Genomic DNA, 23,334 nt, shown 5'->3' with positions numbered 1-23,334 from the left:
GTAACATCCCCTCCGTGCGCCTCCGCTTCGCCCTCGCCGCCGCGCTCCCCGCGCTCGTCTCGCTCGCCGCCATGGCGCTCCTCGCCGACCGGCTGGCGCGGCGCGCGCTCGAGGACGAGCTCTCGGCGCGCCTCACCGCGGCGGCGCAGGCGGCGGCCTCGGCCCTGCCGGCCGAGCGGGTGGCGCGGCTCGAGCCGGGGGAGGAGCGGACCCGGACCTACGGCCACGTGCGCGCGCGCCTCGACGTGCTCGCGCGCAGCACCGGCACGCGCCTGTACGTGATCCGGCCGGACCGCACCGCGCTGGCGGACTCCGACGGCCGCACCCGCATCGGCGAGCCGGTGGCGGCGCTGGAGCGCGACCGGCTGGAGATCGCGCAGGCGGCGGCGGGGCGGCCGGTGGCGAGCCAGGTGATGTTCGAGGGCTCGGACGGCCTGCTCTACAAGAGCGGCTACGCGCCGCTCCGCGACGCGTCGGACAAGGTGGTGGCGGTGGTGGGCGCCGACGGCACCGCCGCCTCGTTCGCCACCTTCCGCCGCTTCCGCCGGCTGCTCGCCACCCTGGCGGTGGCCGGCGCGGTGCTGGGCGCGCTGGTGGCCGCGGGCGCCTCGCTCTCGGTGACCCGCCCGCTCACCCGCCTCGCGGACGGCGCGCGGCGCATCGGGCGCGGCGACCTCGACACGCCGCTCTGGCCGCGGCGCCGCCGCGACGAGCTGGGCATGCTGCGCGACACGCTCGAGGAGATGCGCAAGGCGCTGCGCGCCCGCGACGAGGAGCGCGAGACGCTGCTCGCCGGGATCGCGCACGAGGTGCGGAACCCGCTCGGCGCGCTCGACCTGTTCGCCGGGATCCTCTCGGAGGAGCTGGAGGGCCGGCCCGAGGCGGCGCACGTGGCCCGCATCCGCTCCGAGCTGGCGGCGCTCTCGAAGGTGGTGGAGGAGTTCCTCGACTACGCCCGGACGCGCCCGCCGGTGCGCGAGGCGGTCGAGCTCGGGGCGCTGCTGGCGGAGGTGGCGGAGATCGCGGCGCCGCTCGCGGCGGCGCGGCAGGTGTCGCTCGGCGTGAAGGGCTCGGGCGAGGCGCGGGCCGACCGCGAGCAGCTCCGGCGCGCGCTCGTGAACCTGGTGCGGAACGCGGTCGAGGCGGCGCCAGCCGCGAGCGAGGTGGAGCTGTCGGTGCGCGCGGTGGGCGGCGAGGCGGTGTTCGAGGTGCGGGATCGGGGCGCGGGGCTGGGACCTCAGGCGCGGGCCAGCCTGTTCCGGCCGTTCTTCACCACCAAGGAGAAGGGCACCGGGCTCGGCCTCGCGCTCGCGAAGAAGGTCGCGGACGCGCACGGCGGCGCGCTCGCGCTCGCCGACCGCGAGGGCGGCGGCACGGTGGCGCGCCTCGCGGTGCCGCTCGCGCCGCCGGAGCCGCCCGACCCGCGCTAGCTAGCGGCCGACCACCGTCGTGCCGGCGCGCAGGCGGAGCAGCACCACGTTCCCGTTCCCGTCCACCCGCGCGTCCACCAGCGCCTTGCGGCCGGTCTCGCGCATGGCCGCCTCGACCTCGGCGCGCCGCGCCTCCGGGATGTAGAAGCGCTGCGCCGCGGGGATGCGGCACCCGTCGCCGGCGCGCTCGGCGCGGATGGCGAGCCGGTCCGGCTCGGGCGGCGGGCGCTCGCCCAGGCACGCCTCGCCCACCCAGGCCGGCGCGCCCCGGCGGATCACGAGCCAGGCGCCGTCGCCCGGCCCCTGCCACGCGCCGGCGTCGCGCTCGGCGCGCCAGGCGAGCGCGACGTAGTAGCCGGACAGCGGATCGAGCGGATCGACCGGCATGCTCTCCAGCACCACGTCCTCGCCGGCGAGCCGGGCCCGCGCCTGGCGGAACGGGATGGCCGCGAGGATGGCGAGCTGGACGGCGAGGACGAGGGCGAGGCGGCCCCAGCCCGGCGAGCGGTCACGCAGCATGGGTCACCTCCGCGGCGCGGGCGCGCCGGCGCTCGAACGCGATCCCGCCGAGCAGCACCGCCGCGCCGCAGGCGATGAACCCGGCGCCCTTCAGCCACAGGCCGGTCTCGATGGAGATGAACCGGACGAGCGTGAGCGCGCCGGCGAGCGCCATCCCCTCCCAGAACGGCGCGCGCCGCAGGCCGGAGAGCCCGCGCACGATGCGCCCGGCGGCGAGGAAGGCGAGCGCGAGGTTCGCGACCAGCGCGGTGCCGGTGCCGGTCTCGAGCGACAGGCCGGCGGCGAGCGCGACCACCGTCGCGCCCACCAGCATCGCCTCGCCGCGCGCGAGCGGGTCCACCTCCGGCCGGCGCAGGCCGGCGGCGAGCGCGGCGATGGCGAACGCGGCGGCCGGGGCGGCGGCCGCGAGGACGAGGCCGGGCACCGCGCCGCGGAACCGCAGCTCGTGGGCGAGCTCGGTGAAGGAGAGCACCGCGGCGGCGGCGTAGAACAGCAGCCGCCCGGTGACCCGCAGCGCCCCCGAGAGCCGCGCGCCGGTGTCGGAGCGCGAGGCGAGCGGGGCGGCGGCGAGCGGGGTGGCGCAGAGCGCGGCCGCCAGGCACAGCACCACCAGCACCCAGCCGCGGTCCAGGCGCGCGCCGAACAGCGCGCCCCCGGAGGCGACCGCGAGCCCGAGCGCCGCCACCACCGCGAGCGCGCGCGAGCGCTCGCGCCAGGCGAGCGCCACCAGCGCGGGCGAGAGCACCCAGACGGCGGCGAGCCCGGGCCCGGGGTGATCGTGGGCGAGGCCGGGCCCAGCCACCCACAGCGCGAGCACCGCGCCGAGCAGCAGGTGCGGCAGGCTGGGGTAGGCGACGCCGGCGGCGAGCGCGCCCGCTGCGAACGCGGCGAACCCGCCCCACCACACGCCGCTCACGTGGAAGATCTGCGCCACCAGGCCCACGTTCCCGCCGAAGATCACGGTGCCGAGCAGGGTGAGCGCGTGCCCGAGCCGCGGCGAGCGGCCGCGCCACAGCGCGACCCCGCCGGCGTGGCTCGCCACCATGGCCGCGCCGATGACCGCGAGCTGGAGCGCCGGGCCCATCTCCTCCCAGTGCCAGGCGACCAGCGACACCACGCCCGCGCCGACCAGCAGCGCGCCGAGCGCGTACACCGGCAGGAGGCCCGGCCCGGACGCCGGCTCGGCCTCGGCCAGCCGGTAGCGCGACCAGAGCGCCGCGGCCGCGTCGGGCGAGACCAGCCCGTCCTGCTGCCAGCGCGGGAGCTCCCGGCGAAGCTCCTCGCGGAACCGGCGCGATGCGTGCTCCATGACCCCTCCTTCCGGAGGAGCCTACCAGAGGCGGCGGAGCCCAGCGCGGGGGAGGGGGACGGGTCCGCGCGGCGTTCAGCCGCGCCCGCGAGGTCACGGGCCCCGCGCAGCTCCGCTCCGCGAGCCGGGGCGCGGCCCCCACCTCAGCCGCGGGCGTGACCCACGGTGAGCGCGTCGAGCGCGGCGAGGATGAACGGATCCTCGGGCGACGCGGCCAGCGCGGCCTGCAGCCACTCCACCGCGGAGGCGTCGTGCCCCTCGGCGCTCTCGGCGCGGGCCAGGTCCACGAACGCCTGGGCCCGGCGGCCGCGCAGCGGACGGTAGCCGGCGCCGTCGGCGGGGCGGTCGCGGGTGGCGCGCCCACCGCCGGTGGAGATCGCCTCCGCCAGCACCGCCGACCAGCGCCGGTCGGTGGCGCGCGGCGCGCCGGTCTGCACCCAGCCGTGCAACATGAGCCCCTGCAGCGCGCGGCGGAGCTCGACCGCGCGGACCGCGTGGCGGCCGAACAGCTCGCGCGCCGCCAGCGCGTCGCGGGCGGCGCGCAGCACCACCCGCTCGTCGCGCGTGAACACCGGGCACGGATCGGGCGGCGTGCCGAGCCGGAGCCGCGCGCTCGGACGGAGCGGCGGCGGGCGGCGGCCGAGCCGCGGGTTCGCGTCGAGCAGCGTCCGGACCTGGCGCGCGCGCTCCTCGCCGCCCGAGCGCGCGAACGCGAAGCCCATCCGCCACGGCGGCGCGGCGGTGTTCCAGGCGACGGTGGCGGTGGCTGCCACGTGGCCGGCGCCGGAGGGGAGCTGCAGCGTCAGGTAGGCGGCGGTGCCGAGCCGGAGCGGCACCGGCGACACCACGCGGCAGCCGCCGGCGGCGAAGTCCTCGGCGATGACGTCCCAGCGGCCGTCGCTCGCGGCGAGCACGGCGGGCGCGCTCACCGCCAGGCGCGGGTCCCGACGATGGTCTGCCTGCGGGAACCCTCGCATCCGGCTGGACACCTCTCCACGACGCACGCTGCACCCACCCGCCCCCACCCGCTGCCCCACGACCACCCGACGACCCATTCGACCAGCCACACCCCTCATGCCACGCCGCGCGGTGGCATCGCAACTTCGTGGACGCACGGGACGCCGGCGCGCGCGCCCGCCCCGATCCTCCCCGGTCGCTTCCGCCCCGCTTGACACTGGGTGAATCGCGTGGGCGACGCTCGCCCGCGCCCGCCGGGACGCCGGCGCGAGCGGCCGTCACAGGTACGGCGAGAGCAGCCGCGCCACGCCGTCGCGCAGCTTCACCGGAAGTGGACGCCGGTCCACCTCGGCGAGCGTGAGCGGCCGCGCCACGGCGAGCCGCTCCTCCACCAGCCGGTCCACCCGCGCCGCCAGCTCGGGGTCCCAGGCCTCCACGTCCAGCTCGAAGTTGAGCCGCAGGCTGCGCGGATCCCAGTTCGCCGAGCCGACGAGCGACCACGCGCCGTCCACCACCATGGCCTTGGTGTGGTCGAACGGCGGCGGCGAGCACCACACCCGGCAGCCGCGGTCCAGCACCTGCCAGAGCTGCGCGGCCTGCGCCCACTGCACCAGCGGCAGGTTCCCGCGCTCCGGCAGCACCACGTCCACCTCGACCCCGCGCATGGCCGCCACGTTGAGCGCGGTGATGAGCGGCGGGTCGGGCAGGAAGTAGGGCGTGACCACGCGCACCCGCCGGCGCGCCACCGAGAGCGCGCCGAGCAGCAGCCAGCGGATGGCCTCGAAGTCCTCGTCCGGCCCGTCGGCCACGCCGCGCGCCAGCACCGGCCCGGCGGCGGCGAGCGGCGGGAAGAACGCGTTGCCCTCCAGCGGCTCGCCGGTCGTGAACAGCCAGTCCTCGGCGAACGCCGACTGGAGGTGCGACACCACCGGGCCCTCGATGCGCACCTGCAGGTCCATGAACGGCGGCGGGCCGCCGGGCCGGGGCAGGAACCCGTCGCGCACGTTCATCCCGCCGGTGAAGCCGACCCGGCCGTCCACCACCAGGATCTTGCGGTGGTTGCGCAGGTTCACGAACGGCAGCCAGGCCGGGGTGAGGCGCGGCAGGAACAGCTCGGTGCGCACGCCCAGGCGGCGCAGGCGCTGGTGGATGGGCGGCCAGCGGTAGCGGACGCCGATGGCGTCCACGAGCACGCGCACCTTCACGCCGCGGGCGTGCGCGCGGGCCAGCGCGTCGGCGAACGCGTCGCCGGCCAGCCCCGCGTCGAAGATGTACGTGCAGAACGTGACCGAGCGCCGGGCCGCGTCGATGGCCTCGAGCATGGCCGGGTAGGCGACGCCGCCGCCCGGCAGCAGCGTGATGGCGTTCCCGGCGACGAGCGGGCGGCGCACCACCGCGTCGGCGAGCGCCACCAGCGGCGCGAGGTGCGCGGCGTCGGACGGGAGCTGCGGGGGCGGCGGCCGGTCCTCGTCGCGGCTCCGCACGCCGGGCAGGCCGATGGCCTGCGCCCGGCGGCGGATGCGGTTCACGCCGAACAGCAGGTACGCGAGCGCGCCGGCGATGGGCGCGAGCCAGATGAGCCCCACCCACCCCAGCGCCGCGCGGACGTCGCGCTTGTGCAGCACGGCGTGGCCGGTCGCCGCCAGCGACAGGCCCGTCGCGACGACCAGCACGGCGGCGCTCCACGCGTCCCGGAACACCGGATCAGTGAAGCATCGAACGGACGGGCCGTCGAGGTGCGGGATGGCGTGCCGGCCGCCCGGCCCGGCCCGGCGCTACCCCGCCGCGCTGGCGGCGGCGACGCGCGGCCCGGCGCCGGCCACGCGCCCGAGCAGCGCCTGGAGCTCGTCGCCGGCCAGCGTCTCGCGGGCGAGCAGCTCGGCCGCGCCCAGGTCGAGCAGCGCCCGGTTGTCGGTGAGGATGGCGCTGGCGCGCTGGAACGCGCCCTCCACCAGCTCGCGCACCGCCACGTCGATCTCGCGGGCGGTCGCCTCGGAGTAGAGGCGGCGGGTCCCGAGCTCGCCCAGGTAGCCGTTCGGCTCGGTCTCGTACGTCACCGGCCCGAGCGCCTCGCCCATGCCGTAGCGGGTGACCATGCTGCGCGCGATCTCGGTGGCCTTGGAGAGGTCGTCGGAGGCGCCGGTGGAGAGGTGGTCGAACACGAGCCGCTCCGCGGCGCGGCCGCCCAGCAGCACCGCCATCTTGCTCTGCAGCTCCTCGCGCGTCATGAGGTAGCGGTCCTCGGTGGGCCGCTGGATCGTGTAGCCGAGCGCGCCGATGCCGCGCGGGATGATCGAGATCTTGTGCACCGGGTCGGTGCCGGCGAGGCCGGCCGCCACCAGCGCGTGGCCCATCTCGTGGTGCGCCACCACCTCGCGCTCGCGCGGGTTGAGCAGCCGGTTCTTCTTCTCGAGGCCGGCCACGATCCGCTCGACGGCGACGTTGAAGTCCTCCATCGAGATCTTCTCGGCCTGGCGCCGGGTGGCCACCAGCGCGGCCTCGTTCACCAGGTTCGCGAGGTCGGCGCCGGTGAAGCCCGGGGTGAGCGCCGCCACCTCCTCCAGCTTCACGCCGTCGTCGAGCACCACCCGCTGCGTGTGGACCTTCAGGATCGCGAGGCGGCCCACCCGGTCCGGCCGGTCCACCAGCACCTGCCGGTCGAAGCGGCCGGCGCGGAGCAGCGCCGGGTCGAGGATCTCGGGCCGGTTCGTGGCGGCGAGCAGCACGATCCCGGCGGACGGATCGAAGCCGTCCAGCTCCACCAGCAGCTGGTTCAGCGTCTGCTCCTTCTCGTCGTGGCCGCCGCTCATGCCCGGCATGCTGGCGCGGGCGCGCCCGAGCGCGTCCAGCTCGTCGATGAAGATGATGGCCGGCGCCTTGGCGCGGGCCTGCTCGAACAGGTCGCGCACGCGCGCGGCGCCCACGCCCACGAACATCTCCACGAACTCCGAGCCGGAGATGGAGAAGAACGGCACGCTCGCCTCGCCGGCCACCGCCTTCGCGAGCAGCGTCTTGCCGGTGCCCGGGGGGCCCACCAGCAGCACGCCCTTCGGCATGCGCGCGCCGAGCCGGCCGTAGGACTTCGGGTCCTTGAGGAACGTGACGATCTCCTTCAGCTCCTCCTTGGCCTCGTCCACCCCGGCCACGTCGGCGAACGTCGTCTTGGTGTCGGTCTCGACGTAGACCTTGGCCTTCGACTTGCCGATCGACATGAGCCCGCCGCCCGGCCCGCCCGCGCCGAGCTGCTTCGCCATGCGCCGGCTGAGCAGCAGCCACACGCCGAAGAACAGCGCGATGGGCACCACCCACGACAGGAGCATCGCCACGAAGTCGCTGTCGTAGCGGCCGGCGTAGGTGACGCCGTGCTGGTCCAGCTCCTTCGCCATGTCCGAGTCCACGCGGATCGCGACGAAGCGGGTCTTGCCGTTGAGCGGCTCCTTCAGCTCGCCCGCCACCTGGTCCTGCGAGACGGTGACCTTCGCCACCTTGTCCTCGCGGACGAGCTGCTGGAACTGGCTGTAGGGGAGGGTGGCGACCGCCTGCGAGCGGGCCCACCAGTCCTGCACCATGAGGACGCCGAGCGCGGCGAGGAAGATGTAGGCGACGTTGAAGCCGGCGGTCTTCTTGTTCATTGGGATCACCCGGGCGGCCTTCCGGCCGCCATGCCCTGATCCGTAACCACCGCCCACCCGCTGACAAATGCGAAATGTCGCAGCATCCGCGCCAAAAAACGAGCGGCCGGCGCCCGCCCGCCCGCGCCCGCCCTGCGTCCGGGGGATGCGGCGCGGTCGCGCGGGCGGAGATCCGGATTAGACTGCCCCCGCGATGGCAAGGATCCTGGTGGCCGACGATCACGACGCGCTTCGGGAGGGCATGGTCATCACGCTCGCCCGCCTCGGCCACGACGTCCTGGCGGTGCGGGGCGGCGCCGAGGCGATCGCCGCCTACCGCAAGCGCGCCGCGGACGTGGTGGTCACCGATCTCCGCATGGTGCCGGTGGACGGCATCGAGGTGGTCCGGCGCCTCCGCGCCGAGGACCCCGACGCGACCGTGGTGGTGATCTCCGCGCACGGCACCATCGCCACCGCGGTGGACGCGATGCGCGAGGGCGCCATCGACTTCCTGGAGAAGCCGTTCAGCACCGAGGCGCTGCGCGCCCGGGTGGAGAAGGCGATCGAGATCGCCCGCGAGCGGCGCGGCGCGCAGACCGCGCGGGCCCGCGCCGAGGTGCTCGACCAGGACCGCGTGCGCGAGCGCGAGCCGCACGGGCTGGTGGGCAGCTCCGAGCCCATGCGGCGGGTGCACGACCAGATCCGCAAGGTGGCGCCCACCGACGCCACCGTGCTGGTGCTGGGCGAGTCCGGCACCGGCAAGGAGCTGGTGGCGCGCGCCATCCACGACGCCAGCCTGCGGCGCGAGAAGCCGTTCGTGTCCATCTCCTGCGCGGCCATCCCGGAGGGCCTGCTCGAGTCCGAGCTGTTCGGCCACGAGCGCGGCGCGTTCACCGGCGCGATCCGCCGCAAGCTCGGGCGCTTCGAGCTGGCGCACGAGGGCACGCTGTTCCTCGACGAGGTGGGCGAGATCCCGCCGTCGGTGCAGGTGAAGCTCCTGCGCGTGCTGCAGGAGCGCTGCTTCGAGCGCGTCGGCGGCGAGGAGACGGTGGAGACCGACGTGCGGGTGATCTCCGCCACGAACCGCGACCTCACGCGCATGGTGGCGGAGGGGCGCTTCCGCGAGGACCTCTACTACCGGCTGAACGTGGTGCCCATCCAGCTCCCGCCGCTGCGCGAGCGGCCCGGGGACGTGGACGAGCTGGCGCACGCGTTTCTCGCCCGGCTGGCGCCGCGCATCGGGCGGCGCGTCACCTCGTTCGCGCCCGAGGCGCTCGAGCTGTTGCGCCGCCACCCGTGGCCGGGCAACGTGCGCGAGCTGGAGAACGTGGTGGAGCAGGCGCTGGTGTTCGCCGACGGCGACGCGGTGCGGCCGCAGGACCTGCCCGAGGGGATCCGGCACGCGCCCGCGCCGACCGGGCTGCCGGTGCCGAGCGGCGACCGGAGCCTCACCGACATCCTCGAGGACCTGGAGCAGCAGCTCATCCTCGCCGCCTACGAGAAGGCGAAGGGCGTGAAGGCGGAGACGGCGCGGCTGCTCGGCATCAAGCCGTCGGCGCTCTACTACAAGCTCGAGAAGTACGGGATCGTGAAGCAGGGCGAGCGCGGCGAGGAGGGCGCGTGACGGCCGGGCTGGCCGCGGCGCTCGCGGCCGCGCTCCTCGCCGGCGCCCCGCTCGACTGTCCGCCCGGCACCGAGCCGCGCGGCGCGGCGCCGCCGGAGGGGTTCGAGGCGTGGTGCGCCGGCAAGGACGCCTACGGCAACGACCGCCGCGAGGGGCCGGCGCGCACCTGGTACGACGACGGCGCGCCCTGGACCGAGGGCGCCTACCGCGAGGGCGAGCGCGACGGCCCGTTCGTCGAGTACCATCGCAACGGCCGGCGGGCCCGCGAGGGCGCCTGGGCGCACGGCGCGAAGCACGGCCGGTGGACCGTCTGGTACGAGTCCGGCCAGGTGGAGGAGACCTCGGGGTGGCGCGCCGGGGTGCCGGACGGCGCGTTCGCGTCGTTCTGGCCGGGCGGCGCGCGGAGGGCGGAGGGGCGGCACTGCGGCGGGGCGCAGTGCGGGCGCTGGACCAGCTACGACGAGGCGGGCCGCGAGCTCGGCGCGGTGGACTACGGCGAGCAGACGCACACCCCGTGACCGGCGCGCGCCCCGGAGGGCTCGGTTTTCCGAGGGTTCCCGCCCGGAAATGCGTCCCTTCCGCGGCCCCGGCGGTCGCAAGCCCGCGTAAGGACGCGTCCGGTGCGCGGCACGGCAGTTGCTCCACGTGACGGGCGCACCATGCTCGCGGAACTGACGCTCGTCATCACGCTCGGCACCGCCACGCCCGCCCTGGAGGCGCGCGCCGAGCTGGACGCGATCGCGACCCGGATCGAGCAGCTCAAGATGCGCCACCTGGCGGGCGAGGACGTCGGCCGCGAGCTCGGCCGCCTGCTGGTGCGCGCGCAGGAGCTCGCGGACGAGATCGACCGGCAGGAGGGGCGCGCCGCGCTCCCGCCCGCCGCGGCGCCGGCCGGCGAGCTGCGGGAGCGCGCCGACGCCCTGCACGACGAGGCGGACCGCGTGGTCCTCGCGCTGCGCTCGCTGGACCTGCGCATCGGCGAGGTGCGCCGCGCGCTGGCCCAGCCCGCGCACGGCCCCGCCCAGCAGCGCGCGGTGGTGGCCCGCGGCGCGTCGGTGTCGCGCGCGCCGGCCCAGCCCTCGACGTTCGCCGAGGACCACGCCCGGCTGCGCGCCCTCGAGGTGCAGCGCCTGCGGCTCGTGGATCACCTCGCCCGCATCCGCGCCGAGGCCGCCGCGCTCGAGGCCGAGGCGGCTGAGCCTTAGGACGAGGGCTGCGCCCTCGCCCCGCCGGCGGAGCCGTCGGGGCCCCACTCCTGCTGCGCGGGGCCCGTGACCGCTCGCGCCCGCATGCGCGGGCACGCAAGCGGTCCCCGCGGGGAGGGGCGATGCCCCTCCCCAGCCTGCGGCTGGGGCCCCTCCCCGTGCAGCTACGACGTTCTTCCGGCCAGCCGCCGCGCCGCGGCCTCGGACTCGAGGTAGGCGTCGAAGCCGGCGGACGGGACCGGGAGCGCGAGCCAGGTCGCGACGAGGACGCCGCCGCCGAGCTGGATCGACTGCTCCACGCCCGGGGTGAGCGAGATCTTGCCGCGCGCGGTCACCGCGCGCGAGGGGACCGACAGCTCGTAGTCGAGCGCGATGTCGCCGGTGGGATCGCGGTCCGCCTCGACGCGGAACGAGAGCCGGATCTCGCCGGGGTGGGCGGGATCGTGCAGCACCAGCTCGGCGGCCTTCCCGCGCGGCGCGATGAGGCGCGGGCGCGCCACCACCTCGCCCTGGGCGCCGGTGAGCTCGAGCGCCACGAGCTGCCCGGCGGCGCCGATCTCGCGCTCGGCCTTGAGCTGCTCGACCGCCTGGTGCGTGCGAACGGCTACCTCGGCGGAGGCACCGCCGAAGAGGAAGGCGCCCGCGAGGAGGAGGGCGAGCCGGGCGAGCTTGTTCGCGCGATCGGGCATGGAGGGCACGTTGTGCAACGGATGTGCCCTCGACGGGGGACAGGGAATTCAACGCCTTGCCGGCTGTTCGTGTCTCGAGCGACACAGCCGATACCGGCTTTCCGCGGACTTCCGCTCGGAAATCCGACGGGTCCCCTGTGGCCCGCCCGGCCGGCCGTCACCGCGCCCGCCACACCCCGCCTGCCTCCTCCGCGCGGGAGGCCCCCCGCAGCTTCTCCAGCACCGCCAGGCAGCTCCGCGCCGCGACCGGGTGGAGCGGCGCGGGCGTGTCCGCGTACGCCCGCGCGGTGATCTCGGCGAGCGTCCCGCCGGCCGCGAGCGCCGCCAGCACCAGCGCCTCGCGCTCCCGCCGGTGGCCCCGGTACGCGGCGAGCTTCCCCACCGCGTCCGGCGCCGGCGGCCCGTGCGCCGGGTAGATCGTGCGCGGCCCGAGCGCCTCCACGCGGGCGAGCTGCCGCTCGTACTCGGCCATGTCGCCCTCGGGCGGGTCGATCACGATGGTGGAGAGCGTGCTCACGAGGTCGCCGCACACGAGCGCCCCGCTCCGCTCGTCGAGGAAGGCGAGGTGCTCGCGCGCGTGGCCGGGCGTCTCCAGCACGTGGAAGCGGCCGCCATCGCCGATCCGGTCGCCCTCGCCGAGCGGCTCCACCGGCGCGCCGGCGCGGCCCGCGGCGAGCGGGTGCGCCCGCACCGGCAGCCCGTACCGCGCCGAGAGCGCCGCCACCGCGCCGACGTGATCCGGGTGCGCGTGGGTGAGCCAGATCTCGCGCGGCGGGAGCCCCTCGGCGGCGAGCGCGTCGAGCAGCCCGAACAGCACCGCCTGCTCGGCGGGCTCCGGCGCGCCGGGGTCCACCACCGCGAGGCCGCCCTCCGCCGGGAGCAGCCACGCGTTGGTGTGCGTGGCGGGCGGCAGCGTGGGCGTGCGCAGCGCGGCGAGGAAGAAGCCCTGCTGGAACTCGATGCGGCGGCAGATGGGGCCGTCGCGGTGCGGCGGGTCGCGGAGGGCGGCGAGGTCGATCGGCCCGGGGCGGTCGAGCACGCGCAGCGCGTGCAGGTTGGGCGGGTGGAGCAGCATCTGGCCGCGGCCCCAGGCGCCGAGCGCGTCGGCGGCCGGGACCATGGCGCCGTCGGCGAGCTCGCCCGGCCAGACCACCGGCGCCTCGCCGGGGGGGAGCGGCAGCAGGAACAGCCGCGCGTCGTAGCGCAGCGGCAGGTGCTCGGGCGTCACCCAGCGGCCGGCCGGCGTGAACGCCGCCGCCTCGAGCCCGAGCCCGTTCGCGGCGAGGAAGTCGCCGAACGCGAGCGTCCCGTCGAGGAGCGCGCGCCGGGCCGCCTCGCGCGCCGCCGCCGGCACCCGCTCGCGGCCGCGGGCGGCGAGCACGCCGGTCTCCTCGAACAGCTCGCGCGCGGCGCACGCGACCAGGCGCGCGTCCTCGCCCTGCGCGCCCTCCACCGGCACGCGCGCGTCCTCCGGGTCGAGCCGGCCGCCCGGGAACGCGTGCCAGCCGCCCGCGAAGCGGAGGTCGCGCCCGCGCCGGACCAGGAACGCCTCGCGCCCGCGCGGCCCGTCGCGGTGGAGCACCACCGCCGTCGCCAGCACCGGCTCGGGCGGCGGCGGCGGCGGGGGCAGGCCGGGGAACGTCATCGACATCGCGGGCCCTCCCGCCGCGCGGGGCGCGGCGCGATCAGATCCGGACCAGCTCGCGCTGGATCTTCGCGAACACCTTGGGGCCCTCGGGGGCGAGGAACACGTCGATCTCGCAGCGGACGCCCAGCCCCTCGTCCGGGAGGTAGACGCCCGGCTCGATGGAGAACGCCAGGCCCGGGATGAGCGTGCGGGTGTCGTGCGTCTCGAGGTCGTCGAGGTTGACGCCGTCGCCGTGGACGTTCGTGCCGATGGAGTGGCCGGTGCGGTGCACGAAGCGCTCGCCGTACCCCTTCGACCAGATGAAGTCGCGCACCGCGCGATCGACCTCCCAGCCCTGCAGCGTGCGCCCGTCGCGGAACGCCTGCTCCACCGTGGCGAGGCCGACGTCGCGCGCGCCGGAGACCACGTCGAAGACCTCCTGCACCTTCGCCGGCGGTTTCTCCCCGCAGTAGCCGACCCAGGTGATGTCCGCGTAGACGTCGCGCGGGCCCTTGCCGCGGGCCCACAGGTCGATGAGCACGAGGTCGCCGCGCTCGACCGGCGTGGGGGTGGCCTCGGAGGGCACGTAGTGCGGGTCGCCGGCGTGGCCGTTCACCGCCACGATGGGCGGGTGGTCGGTCTCGAGGTCCGCGGCGGCGAAGCGCTCCATCAGGAAGCGCTGCACGTCGGTCTCGAGGATCCGCTCGCCCTTCCGCTGCGCGGCGCCGATCCGCTGGAACGCCTCGTCCTTGGCCGCGTCGATGGCCGCGAGCGCGCGCCGGTGGCTCTCCACCTGCGCGTCGTCCCAGCGGCACAGGAAGCGCTGCACCAGCTCGGCCGAGCTCACCACCTCGACGCCGTAGCCGCGCACCAGCTCGAGCGTGCCGCCGTCCACCCGCGACAGGTACGGGATGGCGCCCTCCGGGCAGTACTCCATGGCGATGCGCGCCCGCGGCCCGAGCCCGCCCAGCAGGGCGCTCAGCTCGCCGCGGAGCGACTGCCACGACGAGTAGCCGCGCCGCGCCCCGGGCACGTGGCGCGGGAACGAGCCCAGCTCGATCTGGTGCACGAGCGCCACCGGCTCGCCGGCGCGCGGCACGAGGTAGAACCAGCGCCGGGTGAGCATGTGGCCGGCGAGGTCGAGGGCGCTCACCGCGGTCGGGTTCTGGCCGTGGAAGTCGTAGAGCAGCCAGCCGTCGAGCTTCGACTCGGCCAGCGCGCGCTGCAGGGCGGGGATGTCCATGCGGTTCTCCTGCGAGGTGGACGCCGCCGGGGCGGCGGGCGGGATGGGCGGCGGCGCTACACCGGGACGCGGTAGCGCTGGGCGGGCCCGCGATCGGACGGGTGGGTGATCTCGTGCAGGCGGATGGAGTTCGTCTGGCCGGGCAGGCCGAGCGGGGAGCCGTGCACCAGCACCACCCGGTCGCCCGGCTTCACCAGCTTCTCCTCGAGGAGCCGGTCGGAGACGATCTCGGCCATGAGGTCGGCGTTCTTCACCGGCTCCATCACCTTCGGCAGCACGCCCCAGTACAGCGCCAGGCGCCGGCGGATGGACTGGTCCGGCGAGAACGCGACGATCGGCACCCGCGGGCGGAAGTGCGCGAGCAGCCGCGCGGTCTCGCCGCGCAGCGTGAAGCAGCAGATCGCGACCGCCCCGGCGGCCTCGGCCGCCTCGCAGGCGGCCGAAGCGGTCACCAGGTTGAACGGCGCCGGGCGCGCCGGCGGCGGGACGCGCGCGTGGAGCGCGGCCGGCGAGCCCGCCTCCGCCTCGCGCACGATGCGGTCCATCATCTGCACCGCCGCGAGCGGGAAGCGGCCGCTGGCGGTCTCGCCGGAGAGCATCACCGCGTCGGCCCCGTCCCAGATCCCGTTCGCCACGTCGGACGCCTCGGCGCGGGTGGGGCGCGGGTGCTCCATCATCGAGTTCAGCATCTGCGTGGCGATGATGACCGGCTTGCCGGAGGCGTTCGCCTTCGAGCAGATCTCCTTCTGCAGCAGCGGCACGCGCTCCGGCAGGATCTCCACGCCGAGGTCGCCGCGGGCCACCATCACCCCGTCGGCCGCGGCGATGATGGCGTCGAGGTTGTCGATGGCCTCGGGCTTCTCGATCTTCGCGATGATGGGCACCACCCGGCCGGCGCGCTCCATCTCCTCGCGGCAGAGGCCGATGTCCTCGGGCGTGCGCACGAACGACAGCGCGACGTAGTCCACGCCGTGGGAGATGCCGAACGCCACGTCGGCGCGGTCCTTCTCGGACATGGCCTCGGTGCGGAGCGCCACGCCGGGCAGGTTGATCCCCTTGTGCTCGCCCAGCCAGCCGCCCTCCACCACCTCGGCCCGCACGCGCACGCCGTCGGTGGCGAGCACCCGGAACTCGAGCAGGCCGTCGTCCACCAGCAGGCGGTCGCCGGCGCGCACGTCCTCGGCGAGGTGCGGGTAGGTGGTCGAGACGAGGTGCGCGTCGCCCGCCAGTTCGCCCTCGGTGGTGATGACGATCTCCTGCCCGGCCTCCACCTGCACGCCCGCCTTCCCGGCCTTCAGCGGGCCGGTGCGGATCTTCGGGCCCTGCAGGTCCTGCAGCACGGCCACGGCCTTGCCGAGGTGGCGCGAGGCGGCGCGGATCTTGTCGAGCATCCGCGCGTGGTCCTCGTGCCGGCCGTGGGAGAAGTTCAGGCGGGCGACGTCCACCCCCTGCTCGAGGAGCCTGGCGAGCACGTCCGGCTCGCCGGACGCGGGTCCGAGGGTGGCGACGATCTTGGCGCGGCGCATGGAAGGAGTGTTTTAACGCCAGGCCGCGAACTGCGTCCACGATCCCGCTTGCCCGGCGCAGGTGCCGCGGCGGTGCCACGACTGGACGTGCACCACGTTCCAGGGCTCGGCGCGGAGCCCGACGTACACCTGGGCCCTCCGCCCGGCGGCCAGCGTCACCACGGGTATGGACTGCGTCACGCGCAGCATGTCGGCGTCGTACACCATGCCGCACTTCGCCGGCTCGGACTCGGTCCAGTTCGGGCGCACCTCGAAGAAGGGGATGTCCTCGGTGCCGGTGGTCGGGCCGAGCAGCGCGGGCACGCCCGGCATGCCGTCCGCGAGCGTGTAGGCGGACTCGCCGACGAGGAACTCGTAGCTCCGCGCCGTCTCGCCGCTCGCGATCCGGAGCGCCGGGATGGTGAGCGGCTCGCGCACGGGGCCGGTGCCACGCGGGTCCACGTTCATCTCCACCGTCACCGTCAGCCCGGCGAGCCGCGGCGGGAAAGCCAGGTCCGGCAGCGCGGCCGGATCGAACGCGAACGTGACCGACTCGAGCGTGCGGGTGCCGTTCGCGTCGTCCACCACCGCCTGGTCCACCCGGAGCGTGGTGGGCGACGGCAGGCTGGCCGGGCCGGTCACCACGACGAATCCGGCGCCGGAGAGCGCGTCCACCAGCGAGGCGCCGTCCGGGCCCTCCGCGCGGATGCGGAACGGCGTGGTCTCGACGTCGCGGGTGGCGCAGCCGGCCAGCGCCGCGAGCGCGAGCGCCGCCGCGAGGCCGGCCCGCCGCCGGGGCGCGCGCGCGCATCCGCTAGAGCGCATAGCCCACCCGCAGCCTCCACTGGCCCATGCCCGAGCGGTGCGGCCGGGCCAGGACGTAGCCCTCGGCGCCGACCACGAAGCGCCCGAGCACCCGCTCCACCCCGAGCCCGATCTCCTCCTCGCGCTGCCACGCGTCGGCGCCCTCGACGTTGCGGCTCATCGTCCGGACCCCGAGCCGCGCGTAGGGGCTGAGCAGGTCGAAGGTGGCGCCGAGCAGGATCTCGCCGCGGACCGTGGTGAACGACACCAGCTCGGCCGGCTTGGAGATGAACACCTGGCCGCCGGTGACCTGGACGGTGAGGCGCAGGTCCTCCTCGGCGATGGGCGAGAAGCGCAGGCCGCCCTGCAGCTCCCGCTGGCCGCCGAGCCCCTTCTCGTACAGCGGCATGGCGTCGATGCGGAGCACGAGGTCGAGCGCCGCGCCGAGGCCCACGCCGATGCCGATGCCGCTGCGCAGCCAGCCCACGTCGCCGGAGACCATGGCGCGGGCGCGCGGCAGCGGCCCGAGCGCGAGCGATCGCAGCGGCTCGTCGGGCTCGAAGTCGTCGTCCTTCGCCGCGGGCGTCGCGGCGAGCGCGGCGCACGGCAGCGCGAGCAGCAGGGTGATGACCGTGAGCGGGCGCACGTCCGCCCGAAGGTTGGCACACTCGGCGGGCCGGCGAAGCGGGCGTCCGCCCTCCCTGTGGGGTTCCGGCCGAGACCGCCTGATCTGGGTCGCTGCTGCGGCGCAGACCGGGCCGGCCCGGCCGCCTGGCGCGGGACGCTCCCGCGAGGTAGCGTCCGCGCTCCGCATGAAGCTGCCGCAGGCGTTCTATGCGCGCGACACGCGCACCGTGGCGAGAGCGCTGCTGGGGAAGGTGCTCGTGCACCTCGACGGCGGGGTGCGTCGCGCCGCGCGCATCGTGGAGACCGAGGCGTACCACGGGCCCGACGACCGGGCCTCGCACGCCCGCGCCGGCCCCACCCCGCGCGCCGCCATCATGTTCGGGCCGCCCGGCCGCGCGTACGTGTACCTGATCTACGGAACGTCCCACTGCATGAACGTGGTGACCGGGCCGGAGGGGTTCCCGTCGGCGGTGCTGATCCGCGCGGCCGAGCCGATCGAGGGGTGCCTGCACTCCACCCGCGGGCCCGGCAACCTGTGCCGCGCGCTCGCCATCCGGCGCGAGCACGACAACGGCCGCGACCTCGGCGGCGACGACCTGTTCGTCGAGGACGCGCCGCCGCCGGCCGAGGCGGTGGTGACCGGCCCGCGCGTGAACGTGGGCTACGCCGGCGCCTGGGCGGCGCGCCCCTGGCGCTTCGCGCTGCGCGGCAGCCCGTGGGTGAGCCGGCCGGCGCCCGGCGCCGCCGCGGCGCGCGCGGCTAGGGCGCCCGCTGCTCCGGCCCCGCGTCCGCGGCGCCCGCGCGGAAGCGGCCCTTGAGCAGCCGGCCGTCGCGCGCGTCCAGCACCACCCGCGCGAAGTCGCGGGGCCCCGCCACGTCCACGTGCCAGCGCGCGGCGGGCTCGTCGAGGAACGCGTGCTTCACCGTGTCCACCTGGAGCCTGCGCTCGCGCGCCACGCGGAACGCGGCGTCGATCGCCTGGTCGCGGCCCAGGTAGCCCGGGCGCGGCGCGGGCGGGGGCGCTGCCTGGGGCGCGGGCGGCGGCGCCGGCGGGGGCGCAGCCTGCGGTGCGCGCTGCGGTGCGGGCTGCGGCGCGGACTCGGCCTGCGAGGGCGCGGGCGGCGCCGGCGGCGGAGGGGGCGAGGCCTCGGGCGGCACCTCGCCCTCCGGCGCGGGGGGCGGAGCGTTCTCCGGCGGCTGGCTGTACGTGACGCACCCCGCGAGGAACAGGAGTGCGGCGGCGGCGAGTGCTCTCATCGGCGCGAACTTATGCTATCTCGCCGCCGTGCTCCACCTCGCCGGCCAGGACAGCCGAACGCTGGCGCGCCGGGCCGGGATCTCGCTCGAGGACGCGCGCCGGATCACCGGCGCGGTCATCGGGCGCGGCGCCCCGCTCCGCGACGCGCGCAACGTCCGCCGCTCGGTGCTGGACGAGGTGGACGCGCTCGCCACGCCGGGCGAGCTGCGCCTCCTCGAGGCGGTGGACGCGCGCGACGGCTTCCGTAAGTACCTCTTCGAGCTGCCCGACGGCCTGCGCGTCGAGACGGTGCGCATCCCGCTCTTCGACACGCACCACGTGGTGTGCCTGTCCTCGCAGGCGGGCTGCGCGCTCGGCTGCGCGTTCTGCGCCACCGCGAAGCTCGGCCTCGACCGCTCGCTCCGCTCCTGGGAGATGGTCTCGCAGCTCCTCGCGGTGCGGGCCGACTCGGAGCGGCCCATCACCGGCGTGGTGTTCATGGGGCAGGGCGAGCCGTTCCTGAACTACGACGAGGTGCTGGCCGCCGCGTACGCGCTCTGCGATCCGGCCGGCGCGCGCATCGACGCGCGGCGCATCTCCATCTCCACCGCCGGCGTGGTCCCGATGATCCGCCGCTACACCGCCGAGGGGCACAAGTTCCGCCTGTGCATCTCGCTCAACGCCGCCATGCCCTGGAAGCGGCGCGCGCTCATGCCGGTGGAGCAGGGCTTCCCGCTCGACGAGCTGGTCGAGGCGATCCGCGAGCACGCGGCGCTGCGCGGCCGGGTGACGCTCGAGTACGTCATGATCTCGGGCGTGAACGTGGGCGAGGAGGACGCGGCGGCGCTGGGCCAGCTGCTCGCCGGGATCCCGGTGCGCCTCAACCCCATCGCCGTGAACGACGCCTCGGGCCGCTACCGCCCGCCGGACGAGGACGAGTGGAACGCGTTCCGCGACGCGCTCGCCCGCGAGCTGCCCGGGACGCCCATCGTCCGCCGCTACTCCGGCGGCCAGGACGAGCACGCCGCCTGCGGGATGCTGGCCTCGCGGCGTCGCGGCGACTGATCGTCAGCCGACGCCGACCACGCCCACGATCGCGCGCGTCACCAGGAAGATGACGCCGGCGACGATCGCCGCGGCCGGGATGGTGAACACCCAGGCCCAGATGATCCGGCCGGCCACGCCCCAGCGCACCGCGCGCGTGCCCTTCGTCGAGCCCACGCCCACGATGGCGCCGGTGATGGTGTGGGTGGTGGAGACCGGGATGCCGAGGTGGGCGAGCGCGAGGATGGTCACGCCGCCGCCGGTCTCGGCGCAGAAGCCGCCGATGGGCTGCAGCTTGGTGAGGTTGTGGCCCATGGTGCGGACGATGCGCCAGCCGCCGAACATGGTGCCGAGGCCGATGGCCGCGTGGCAGCAGAGCACCACCCAGAACGGCACCGGGAAGTGGCCCGGCGTCATGGCGGCGCGGTCCGCCCAGATGGTGCCGTAGAGGATGACGGAGATGATGCCCATCACCTTCTGGGCGTCGTTCGTGCCGTGGCTGTAGCTGAAGATGGCGGCCGAGACGAGCTGCAGGCGACGGAACCAGCGATCCACGCGCGCCGGCGTGTTCTTCCGCACGATCCAGGCGGTCGCCACCATCATGAGCGAGCCGAGCACCATGCCGATGAGCGGCGAGAGCACGATGAACGCGGCGATCTTGAGGATGCCGGAGGGGATGAGGCCGGCGAAGCCGAGCGGCGGCAGGCTGGCGCCGATCATGCCGCCGGCGAGCGCGTGCGAGGACGACGAGGGCAGCCCCCACCACCAGGTCAGCAGGTTCCAGACGATCGCGCCCATCAGCGCGGCGAACACCACCATGAGCACGAGCGAGATGCCGCCCGCCTTGAGCTGCTCGAAGTGGACGATGCCCTTGCCCATGGTGGCGGCCACCTTCAGCTCCGCGCCCCACAGCACCGGCATGGCGGAGATGAAGTTGAAGAACGCCGCCCAGGCCACCGCCACGAGCGGCGAGAGCACCCGGGTCGAGACCACGGTCGCGATGGAGTTCGCGGCGTCGTGGAACCCGTTGATGAAGTCGAAGGCGAGCGCGACCAGGACGAGGAGGATGACGAGGATGAGCATGGCGGCGGACCGGGCGCGGCGGGGAGGGTGGGATCGTCTAGGCGTGCTCCAGCACCACGCCCTCGATCACGTTCGCCACGTCCTCGGCCCGGTCGGTCGCGGTCTCGATGAGATCGATGATCTCCTTCCACTTGATGACCGTGAGCGGGTCGTTCCCGCGCTTGAACAGCTTCGCCATGGTGGTCCGGGTGAGGTGGTCGGCCTGGTTCTCGAGGACGTTCATCTCCTTGCAGGCCTCGAGGATGGTCTCCGGGTCCTTCTTCATGTTCCGGAGCCCCTTCACCGCCTCCTCCATCTTCAGCGCCTGGGCCACCAGCACCGCGGCGAGGTCCCGCGCCTCGGGGAGCACCTGGTCGATGTCGTAGAGGCCGAGGCGCTCGGCGGCGGCGTCGGCGAGGTCGAGCACGTCGTCGATGCGGGACAGCAGCCGGTGGATCTCGGCCCGGTCGAACGGGGTGATGAACTGCGTGTGGAGCCGGGCGAAGGCGCGGTGCGTGATGTCGTCGGCCTTGTGCTCGACGTCCTTGATCGCCTGGCACTTTCTCGGGACGTCGGTGAAGTCCTCGAGCAGCAGCTTCAGCAGCTTCGCCCCTTCGACCACGGTCGCCGCCTGCGCCTCGAAGTCGGAGAAGAAGTCGTCCGACTTCGGCATCAGCTTCTCGAGCATCGTCATCGAGGGTCTCCCTGGGAGGGCAAGCGCGCGCACCATACCGATTCCCGCGAGGCAGTCAAACGACTCTGAACGTCCGGAATTCCACTGTGAGAGCGCGCCCATCTGGGGATCGCGCGCCCGCCGCGGCCCGACTTTCCTTCGCTCCGTCCCGGGTTTGTGGGACATTCCGCCACCTGCGAGGCTTGTCCAGCTTCCCAGGTGGCGACCATATTCCCCCTCCTGCGAGGGACGGCCGGGCAACCGCCGTTCCCCGGGGCGGATCTCGACGGCTCCCTCGGCAAGGAATCCGGGCACCGCATGCGGTTCGGCGCGAAGATCGGGCTCGTGCTCCTGGCGGTCGGGGTCCTCCCGGTCGCGCTGCTCGGGCTCGTCTCGTACACCGTGAGCCGGGACGAGCTGCAGCGCACCGTCGGCCGCATGCAGGTCCAGGCCGCCGAGGACCTGGCGCTGTTCACCGAGCGGTTCGTCGGGAACTCGGTCGAGAGCCTGCGGCTGGCGGTCTCGGCGATGCCGTTCGACGAGTTCTCGCGCGGCGAGCTGTCTGCCGTGCTCGACATCCCGTACCGGCAGCTCCCGTTCGTCTCGATCCTGGTGCTCGTGGACGACGCGAACACGCCGGTGGCCGGGCCGGTGTTCGAGCGGCGGCCGGAGCGCGATCCGGCGCTGGCCGGCCGCGAGCCGGTGGACGATCGCGACCTCGACCGCTTCGCCCGGCAGATCCCCCGCGCGCCCGCGAAGGCCGGGGCGACCACGCTCTCGGCCCCGTACCGCGGCGAGCGCGGCCCGGCCCGCATCGCGGTGGCGCTGCGCATCGGCAAGGACCGGACGCTCGCGGCGGAGATCCTGCTCCGCGACGTGGAGCACCGCATCGCCGAGCTGTCCGGCGCCGGCGGGCTCGCGTACCTGGTGGACGGCCAGGGCGCGCTCATCGCCGGGGTGCAGGCCGGGCCGCTCACCGACGAGGAGCGCCGGCTGTCCGAGGTCGGGTTCGGGAAGGGCCTGGCCTGGTCGCGGCTGGTGCGGCGGCAGGACGGCGAGCGCTGGCTGTCCGCGTTCGCGCCGCTCGGCTCGCTGGGCTGGGGCGCGGTGGTGGCGCAGCCCATGGCGGTCGCGTTCAGCGCGGCGGAGCGGCTGCGCTTCTACACGGTGGGCTGGTCCGCGGTGGCGCTCGTGCTCGCGCTCGGGGTCGGCGCGGTGCTGGCGCGGATGGTGACGCGGCCGGTGCAGCGGCTCTCGCGCGCCGCCGCGGCCATCGCCGCCGGCGACTTCTCCGCCCCGGTGTCGGAGAAGGGCCGGGACGAGATCGCCGACCTGGGCCGCGCCTTCGGCCGCATGACCGGGGAGCTCCGGCGGCGCGACGAGGAGATCCGCGGCTGGAACCGCGAGCTGCAGTCCCGCGTCGAGGAGCGCACCGCCGAGCTGAAGACCGCCCAGGACCAGATCCTCCGCACCCGCCGCCTGGCCGCGCTCGGCTCGCTCGGCGCGGGCCTGGCGCACGAGCTCAACAACCCCATGACCGCGATCGTGGGCTACCTCGCCATCCTGAAGCGCGAGCTGCCGCCGGGCAGCGCGCACGCCGAGATGATCGGGCGGGCGCAGGAGCAGACCGCGCGCGTGGCGCGGGTGGTGGAGGACCTGCGCAGCTTCGCCGACCAGGAGCGGTCCATGCAGGGCCGGCGCTTCTCGCTGGTGGCCCCGGTGCGCGCCGCGCTGGCGCTCTACGAGGACCGCCTGCGCGCCGCCGGCATCGAGCTCACCACCCGCTTCGACGAGCGGCTCCCCGACGCGCAGGGCGACCCGGTGCAGATCCAGCAGGTGGTGGCGCACCTGGTGGAGAACGCCATCAACGCCATGCCGCGCGGCGGCTCGCTGGAGGTGTCGCTCGGCACCGTGGACGGCGAGGCGCTCCGGCTGCGCATCGCCGACACCGGCAAGGGCATCCCGGTCACCATCCGCGAGCGGATCTTCGACCCGTTCTTCACCACCAAGGAGCACCCGGGCCGCGTCGGCCTCGGCCTGTCGGTGTCGCACAGCATCGTGGAGGCCCACCACGGGCGCATCGTGGTGGAGAGCGAGGAGGGGGCGGGGGCGGCCATCACGGTGCTGCTCCCGGCGGCCACGGCCGCGCACCTCGCCTGACGGAGCGC

Annotated in this window: 21 protein-coding genes; 7 read left to right on the top strand and 14 right to left on the bottom strand. The window is 75.5% G+C overall.

Features of this window, described 5'->3' with window-relative positions; translation table 11 throughout:
• Positions 1 to 14: 14 nt before the first annotated feature.
• Complete coding sequence (locus ANAEK_RS21980; protein WP_012528331.1) at positions 15 to 1,430, top strand: HAMP domain-containing sensor histidine kinase; 1,416 nt, start codon at positions 15 to 17, stop codon at positions 1,428 to 1,430.
• Here the strand turns inward: ANAEK_RS21980 and ANAEK_RS21975 are convergent, their stop codons facing one another.
• The 5 genes from ANAEK_RS21975 to ftsH all read right to left on the bottom strand — a co-directional run bounded on the left by ANAEK_RS21975 (position 1,431) and on the right by ftsH (position 7,847).
• Positions 1,431 to 1,949 carry a GDYXXLXY domain-containing protein gene (locus ANAEK_RS21975; protein ID WP_012528330.1) on the bottom strand — a complete coding sequence of 173 codons (519 nt, stop codon included), beginning with the start codon at positions 1,947 to 1,949 and terminating at the stop codon, positions 1,431 to 1,433.
• Positions 1,939 to 3,258 (bottom strand): DUF2157 domain-containing protein, encoded by a 1,320-nt coding sequence (locus ANAEK_RS21970; protein ID WP_012528329.1) that lies wholly within the window; start codon positions 3,256 to 3,258, stop codon positions 1,939 to 1,941. The genes ANAEK_RS21975 and ANAEK_RS21970 overlap by 11 nt, the downstream gene beginning before the upstream one ends.
• Before the next feature lie 143 nt (positions 3,259 to 3,401).
• On the bottom strand, positions 3,402 to 4,235 hold the full coding sequence (locus ANAEK_RS21965) for a PilZ domain-containing protein (protein ID WP_012528328.1): 834 nt from the start codon (positions 4,233 to 4,235) through the stop codon (positions 3,402 to 3,404).
• Between the two features lie 258 nt (positions 4,236 to 4,493).
• Positions 4,494 to 5,888 (bottom strand): phospholipase D-like domain-containing protein, encoded by a 1,395-nt coding sequence (locus ANAEK_RS21960; protein ID WP_012528327.1) that lies wholly within the window; start codon positions 5,886 to 5,888, stop codon positions 4,494 to 4,496.
• 102 nt (positions 5,889 to 5,990) lie between these two features.
• A complete protein-coding gene (gene ftsH / locus ANAEK_RS21955; RefSeq protein WP_012528326.1) occupies positions 5,991 to 7,847 on the bottom strand; it encodes an ATP-dependent zinc metalloprotease FtsH in 1,857 nt (618 codons plus the stop codon).
• A 193-nt stretch (positions 7,848 to 8,040) separates the two neighbouring features.
• Here ftsH and ANAEK_RS21950 point away from each other — a divergent pair, with 193 nt between their 5' ends.
• The 3 genes from ANAEK_RS21950 to ANAEK_RS21940 all read left to right on the top strand — a co-directional run bounded on the left by ANAEK_RS21950 (position 8,041) and on the right by ANAEK_RS21940 (position 10,655).
• Positions 8,041 to 9,450 (top strand): sigma-54 dependent transcriptional regulator, encoded by a 1,410-nt coding sequence (locus ANAEK_RS21950; RefSeq protein WP_012528325.1) that lies wholly within the window; start codon positions 8,041 to 8,043, stop codon positions 9,448 to 9,450.
• On the top strand, positions 9,447 to 9,968 hold the full coding sequence (locus ANAEK_RS21945; RefSeq protein ID WP_012528324.1) for a toxin-antitoxin system YwqK family antitoxin: 522 nt from the start codon (positions 9,447 to 9,449) through the stop codon (positions 9,966 to 9,968). Before ANAEK_RS21950 ends, ANAEK_RS21945 begins: the two co-directional genes overlap by 4 nt.
• Before the next feature lie 141 nt (positions 9,969 to 10,109).
• On the top strand, positions 10,110 to 10,655 hold the full coding sequence (locus tag ANAEK_RS21940; RefSeq protein WP_012528323.1) for a hypothetical protein: 546 nt from the start codon (positions 10,110 to 10,112) through the stop codon (positions 10,653 to 10,655).
• A 164-nt stretch (positions 10,656 to 10,819) separates the two neighbouring features.
• Here the strand turns inward: ANAEK_RS21940 and ANAEK_RS21935 are convergent, their stop codons facing one another.
• The 6 genes from ANAEK_RS21935 to ANAEK_RS21910 form a co-directional block, all read right to left on the bottom strand.
• On the bottom strand, positions 10,820 to 11,344 hold the full coding sequence (locus ANAEK_RS21935; RefSeq protein WP_232288314.1) for a hypothetical protein: 525 nt from the start codon (positions 11,342 to 11,344) through the stop codon (positions 10,820 to 10,822).
• 157 nt (positions 11,345 to 11,501) lie between these two features.
• Positions 11,502 to 12,995 carry an MBL fold metallo-hydrolase gene (locus tag ANAEK_RS21930; protein ID WP_012528321.1) on the bottom strand — a complete coding sequence of 498 codons (1,494 nt, stop codon included), beginning with the start codon at positions 12,993 to 12,995 and terminating at the stop codon, positions 11,502 to 11,504.
• Positions 12,996 to 13,029: 34 nt separating this feature from the next.
• Positions 13,030 to 14,214 (bottom strand): Xaa-Pro peptidase family protein, encoded by a 1,185-nt coding sequence (locus tag ANAEK_RS21925; protein WP_012528320.1) that lies wholly within the window; start codon positions 14,212 to 14,214, stop codon positions 13,030 to 13,032.
• 56 nt (positions 14,215 to 14,270) lie between these two features.
• Positions 14,271 to 15,740 (bottom strand): pyruvate kinase, encoded by a 1,470-nt coding sequence (pyk, locus tag ANAEK_RS21920; protein WP_012528319.1) that lies wholly within the window; start codon positions 15,738 to 15,740, stop codon positions 14,271 to 14,273.
• Between the two features lie 12 nt (positions 15,741 to 15,752).
• Positions 15,753 to 16,544 (bottom strand): hypothetical protein, encoded by a 792-nt coding sequence (locus ANAEK_RS21915; protein ID WP_012528318.1) that lies wholly within the window; start codon positions 16,542 to 16,544, stop codon positions 15,753 to 15,755.
• Complete coding sequence (locus tag ANAEK_RS21910) at positions 16,534 to 17,169, bottom strand: hypothetical protein (RefSeq protein ID WP_012528317.1); 636 nt, start codon at positions 17,167 to 17,169, stop codon at positions 16,534 to 16,536. The genes ANAEK_RS21915 and ANAEK_RS21910 overlap by 11 nt, the downstream gene beginning before the upstream one ends.
• 166 nt (positions 17,170 to 17,335) lie before the next feature.
• On the opposite strand from ANAEK_RS21910, the gene ANAEK_RS21905 reads away from it, so the two are divergent.
• Positions 17,336 to 17,968, top strand: a complete 633-nt coding sequence (locus ANAEK_RS21905) for a DNA-3-methyladenine glycosylase (RefSeq protein WP_012528316.1) — start codon at positions 17,336 to 17,338, stop codon at positions 17,966 to 17,968.
• Here ANAEK_RS21905 and ANAEK_RS21900 read toward each other — a convergent pair.
• Positions 17,910 to 18,407 (bottom strand): hypothetical protein, encoded by a 498-nt coding sequence (locus tag ANAEK_RS21900; RefSeq protein WP_012528315.1) that lies wholly within the window; start codon positions 18,405 to 18,407, stop codon positions 17,910 to 17,912. The genes ANAEK_RS21905 and ANAEK_RS21900 overlap by 59 nt on opposite strands.
• A gap of 28 nt (positions 18,408 to 18,435) precedes the next feature.
• Between ANAEK_RS21900 and ANAEK_RS21895 the strand changes: the two genes are divergently transcribed.
• Positions 18,436 to 19,452, top strand: coding sequence for a radical SAM protein (locus tag ANAEK_RS21895; protein ID WP_012528314.1), 1,017 nt, complete (start codon positions 18,436 to 18,438; stop codon positions 19,450 to 19,452).
• 3 nt (positions 19,453 to 19,455) lie between these two features.
• Here ANAEK_RS21895 and ANAEK_RS21890 read toward each other — a convergent pair whose 3' ends face one another.
• Together ANAEK_RS21890 and ANAEK_RS21885 are read right to left on the bottom strand one after the other, a co-directional pair.
• Positions 19,456 to 20,514: an inorganic phosphate transporter gene (locus ANAEK_RS21890; RefSeq protein ID WP_012528313.1), complete on the bottom strand. Its 1,059-nt coding sequence runs from the start codon at positions 20,512 to 20,514 to the stop codon at positions 19,456 to 19,458.
• 37 nt (positions 20,515 to 20,551) lie between these two features.
• On the bottom strand, positions 20,552 to 21,187 hold the full coding sequence (locus ANAEK_RS21885; protein WP_012528312.1) for a DUF47 domain-containing protein: 636 nt from the start codon (positions 21,185 to 21,187) through the stop codon (positions 20,552 to 20,554).
• A gap of 297 nt (positions 21,188 to 21,484) precedes the next feature.
• Between ANAEK_RS21885 and ANAEK_RS21880 the strand changes: the two genes are divergently transcribed.
• Entirely contained in the window at positions 21,485 to 23,326 is a 1,842-nt protein-coding gene (locus ANAEK_RS21880) for a PAS domain-containing sensor histidine kinase (protein ID WP_232288313.1), read from the top strand.
• Positions 23,327 to 23,334 lie beyond the last annotated feature (8 nt).

The organism is Anaeromyxobacter sp. K, from assembly GCF_000020805.1.
GTDB classification, from domain to species: Bacteria; Myxococcota; Myxococcia; order Myxococcales; family Anaeromyxobacteraceae; genus Anaeromyxobacter; species Anaeromyxobacter dehalogenans.
This window is presented reverse-complemented; position numbering and strand designations above follow the sequence as displayed.

Bases quoted from the DNA above. Each gene is read 5' to 3' on its own strand.
- ANAEK_RS21950 (WP_012528325.1), top strand. From the start codon at position 8,041: ATGGCAAGGATCCTGGTGGCCGACGATCACGACGCGCTTCGGGAGGGC.
- ANAEK_RS21880 (WP_232288313.1), top strand. From the start codon at position 21,485: ATGCGGTTCGGCGCGAAGATCGGGCTCGTGCTCCTGGCGGTCGGGGTC.
- ANAEK_RS21900 (WP_012528315.1), bottom strand. From the start codon at position 18,407: ATGAGAGCACTCGCCGCCGCCGCACTCCTGTTCCTCGCGGGGTGCGTC.
- ANAEK_RS21905 (WP_012528316.1), top strand. From the start codon at position 17,336: ATGAAGCTGCCGCAGGCGTTCTATGCGCGCGACACGCGCACCGTGGCG.
- ANAEK_RS21915 (WP_012528318.1), bottom strand. From the start codon at position 16,544: ATGCGCTCTAGCGGATGCGCGCGCGCGCCCCGGCGGCGGGCCGGCCTC.
- ANAEK_RS21940 (WP_012528323.1), top strand. From the start codon at position 10,110: ATGCTCGCGGAACTGACGCTCGTCATCACGCTCGGCACCGCCACGCCC.
- ANAEK_RS21925 (WP_012528320.1), bottom strand. From the start codon at position 14,214: ATGGACATCCCCGCCCTGCAGCGCGCGCTGGCCGAGTCGAAGCTCGAC.
- ANAEK_RS21970 (WP_012528329.1), bottom strand. From the start codon at position 3,258: ATGGAGCACGCATCGCGCCGGTTCCGCGAGGAGCTTCGCCGGGAGCTC.
- pyk (WP_012528319.1), bottom strand. From the start codon at position 15,740: ATGCGCCGCGCCAAGATCGTCGCCACCCTCGGACCCGCGTCCGGCGAG.
- ANAEK_RS21890 (WP_012528313.1), bottom strand. From the start codon at position 20,514: ATGCTCATCCTCGTCATCCTCCTCGTCCTGGTCGCGCTCGCCTTCGAC.
- ANAEK_RS21975 (WP_012528330.1), bottom strand. From the start codon at position 1,949: ATGCTGCGTGACCGCTCGCCGGGCTGGGGCCGCCTCGCCCTCGTCCTC.
- ANAEK_RS21935 (WP_232288314.1), bottom strand. From the start codon at position 11,344: ATGCCCGATCGCGCGAACAAGCTCGCCCGGCTCGCCCTCCTCCTCGCG.
- ANAEK_RS21885 (WP_012528312.1), bottom strand. From the start codon at position 21,187: ATGACGATGCTCGAGAAGCTGATGCCGAAGTCGGACGACTTCTTCTCC.
- ANAEK_RS21965 (WP_012528328.1), bottom strand. From the start codon at position 4,235: ATGCGAGGGTTCCCGCAGGCAGACCATCGTCGGGACCCGCGCCTGGCG.
- ANAEK_RS21930 (WP_012528321.1), bottom strand. From the start codon at position 12,995: ATGTCGATGACGTTCCCCGGCCTGCCCCCGCCGCCGCCGCCGCCCGAG.
- ftsH (WP_012528326.1), bottom strand. From the start codon at position 7,847: ATGAACAAGAAGACCGCCGGCTTCAACGTCGCCTACATCTTCCTCGCC.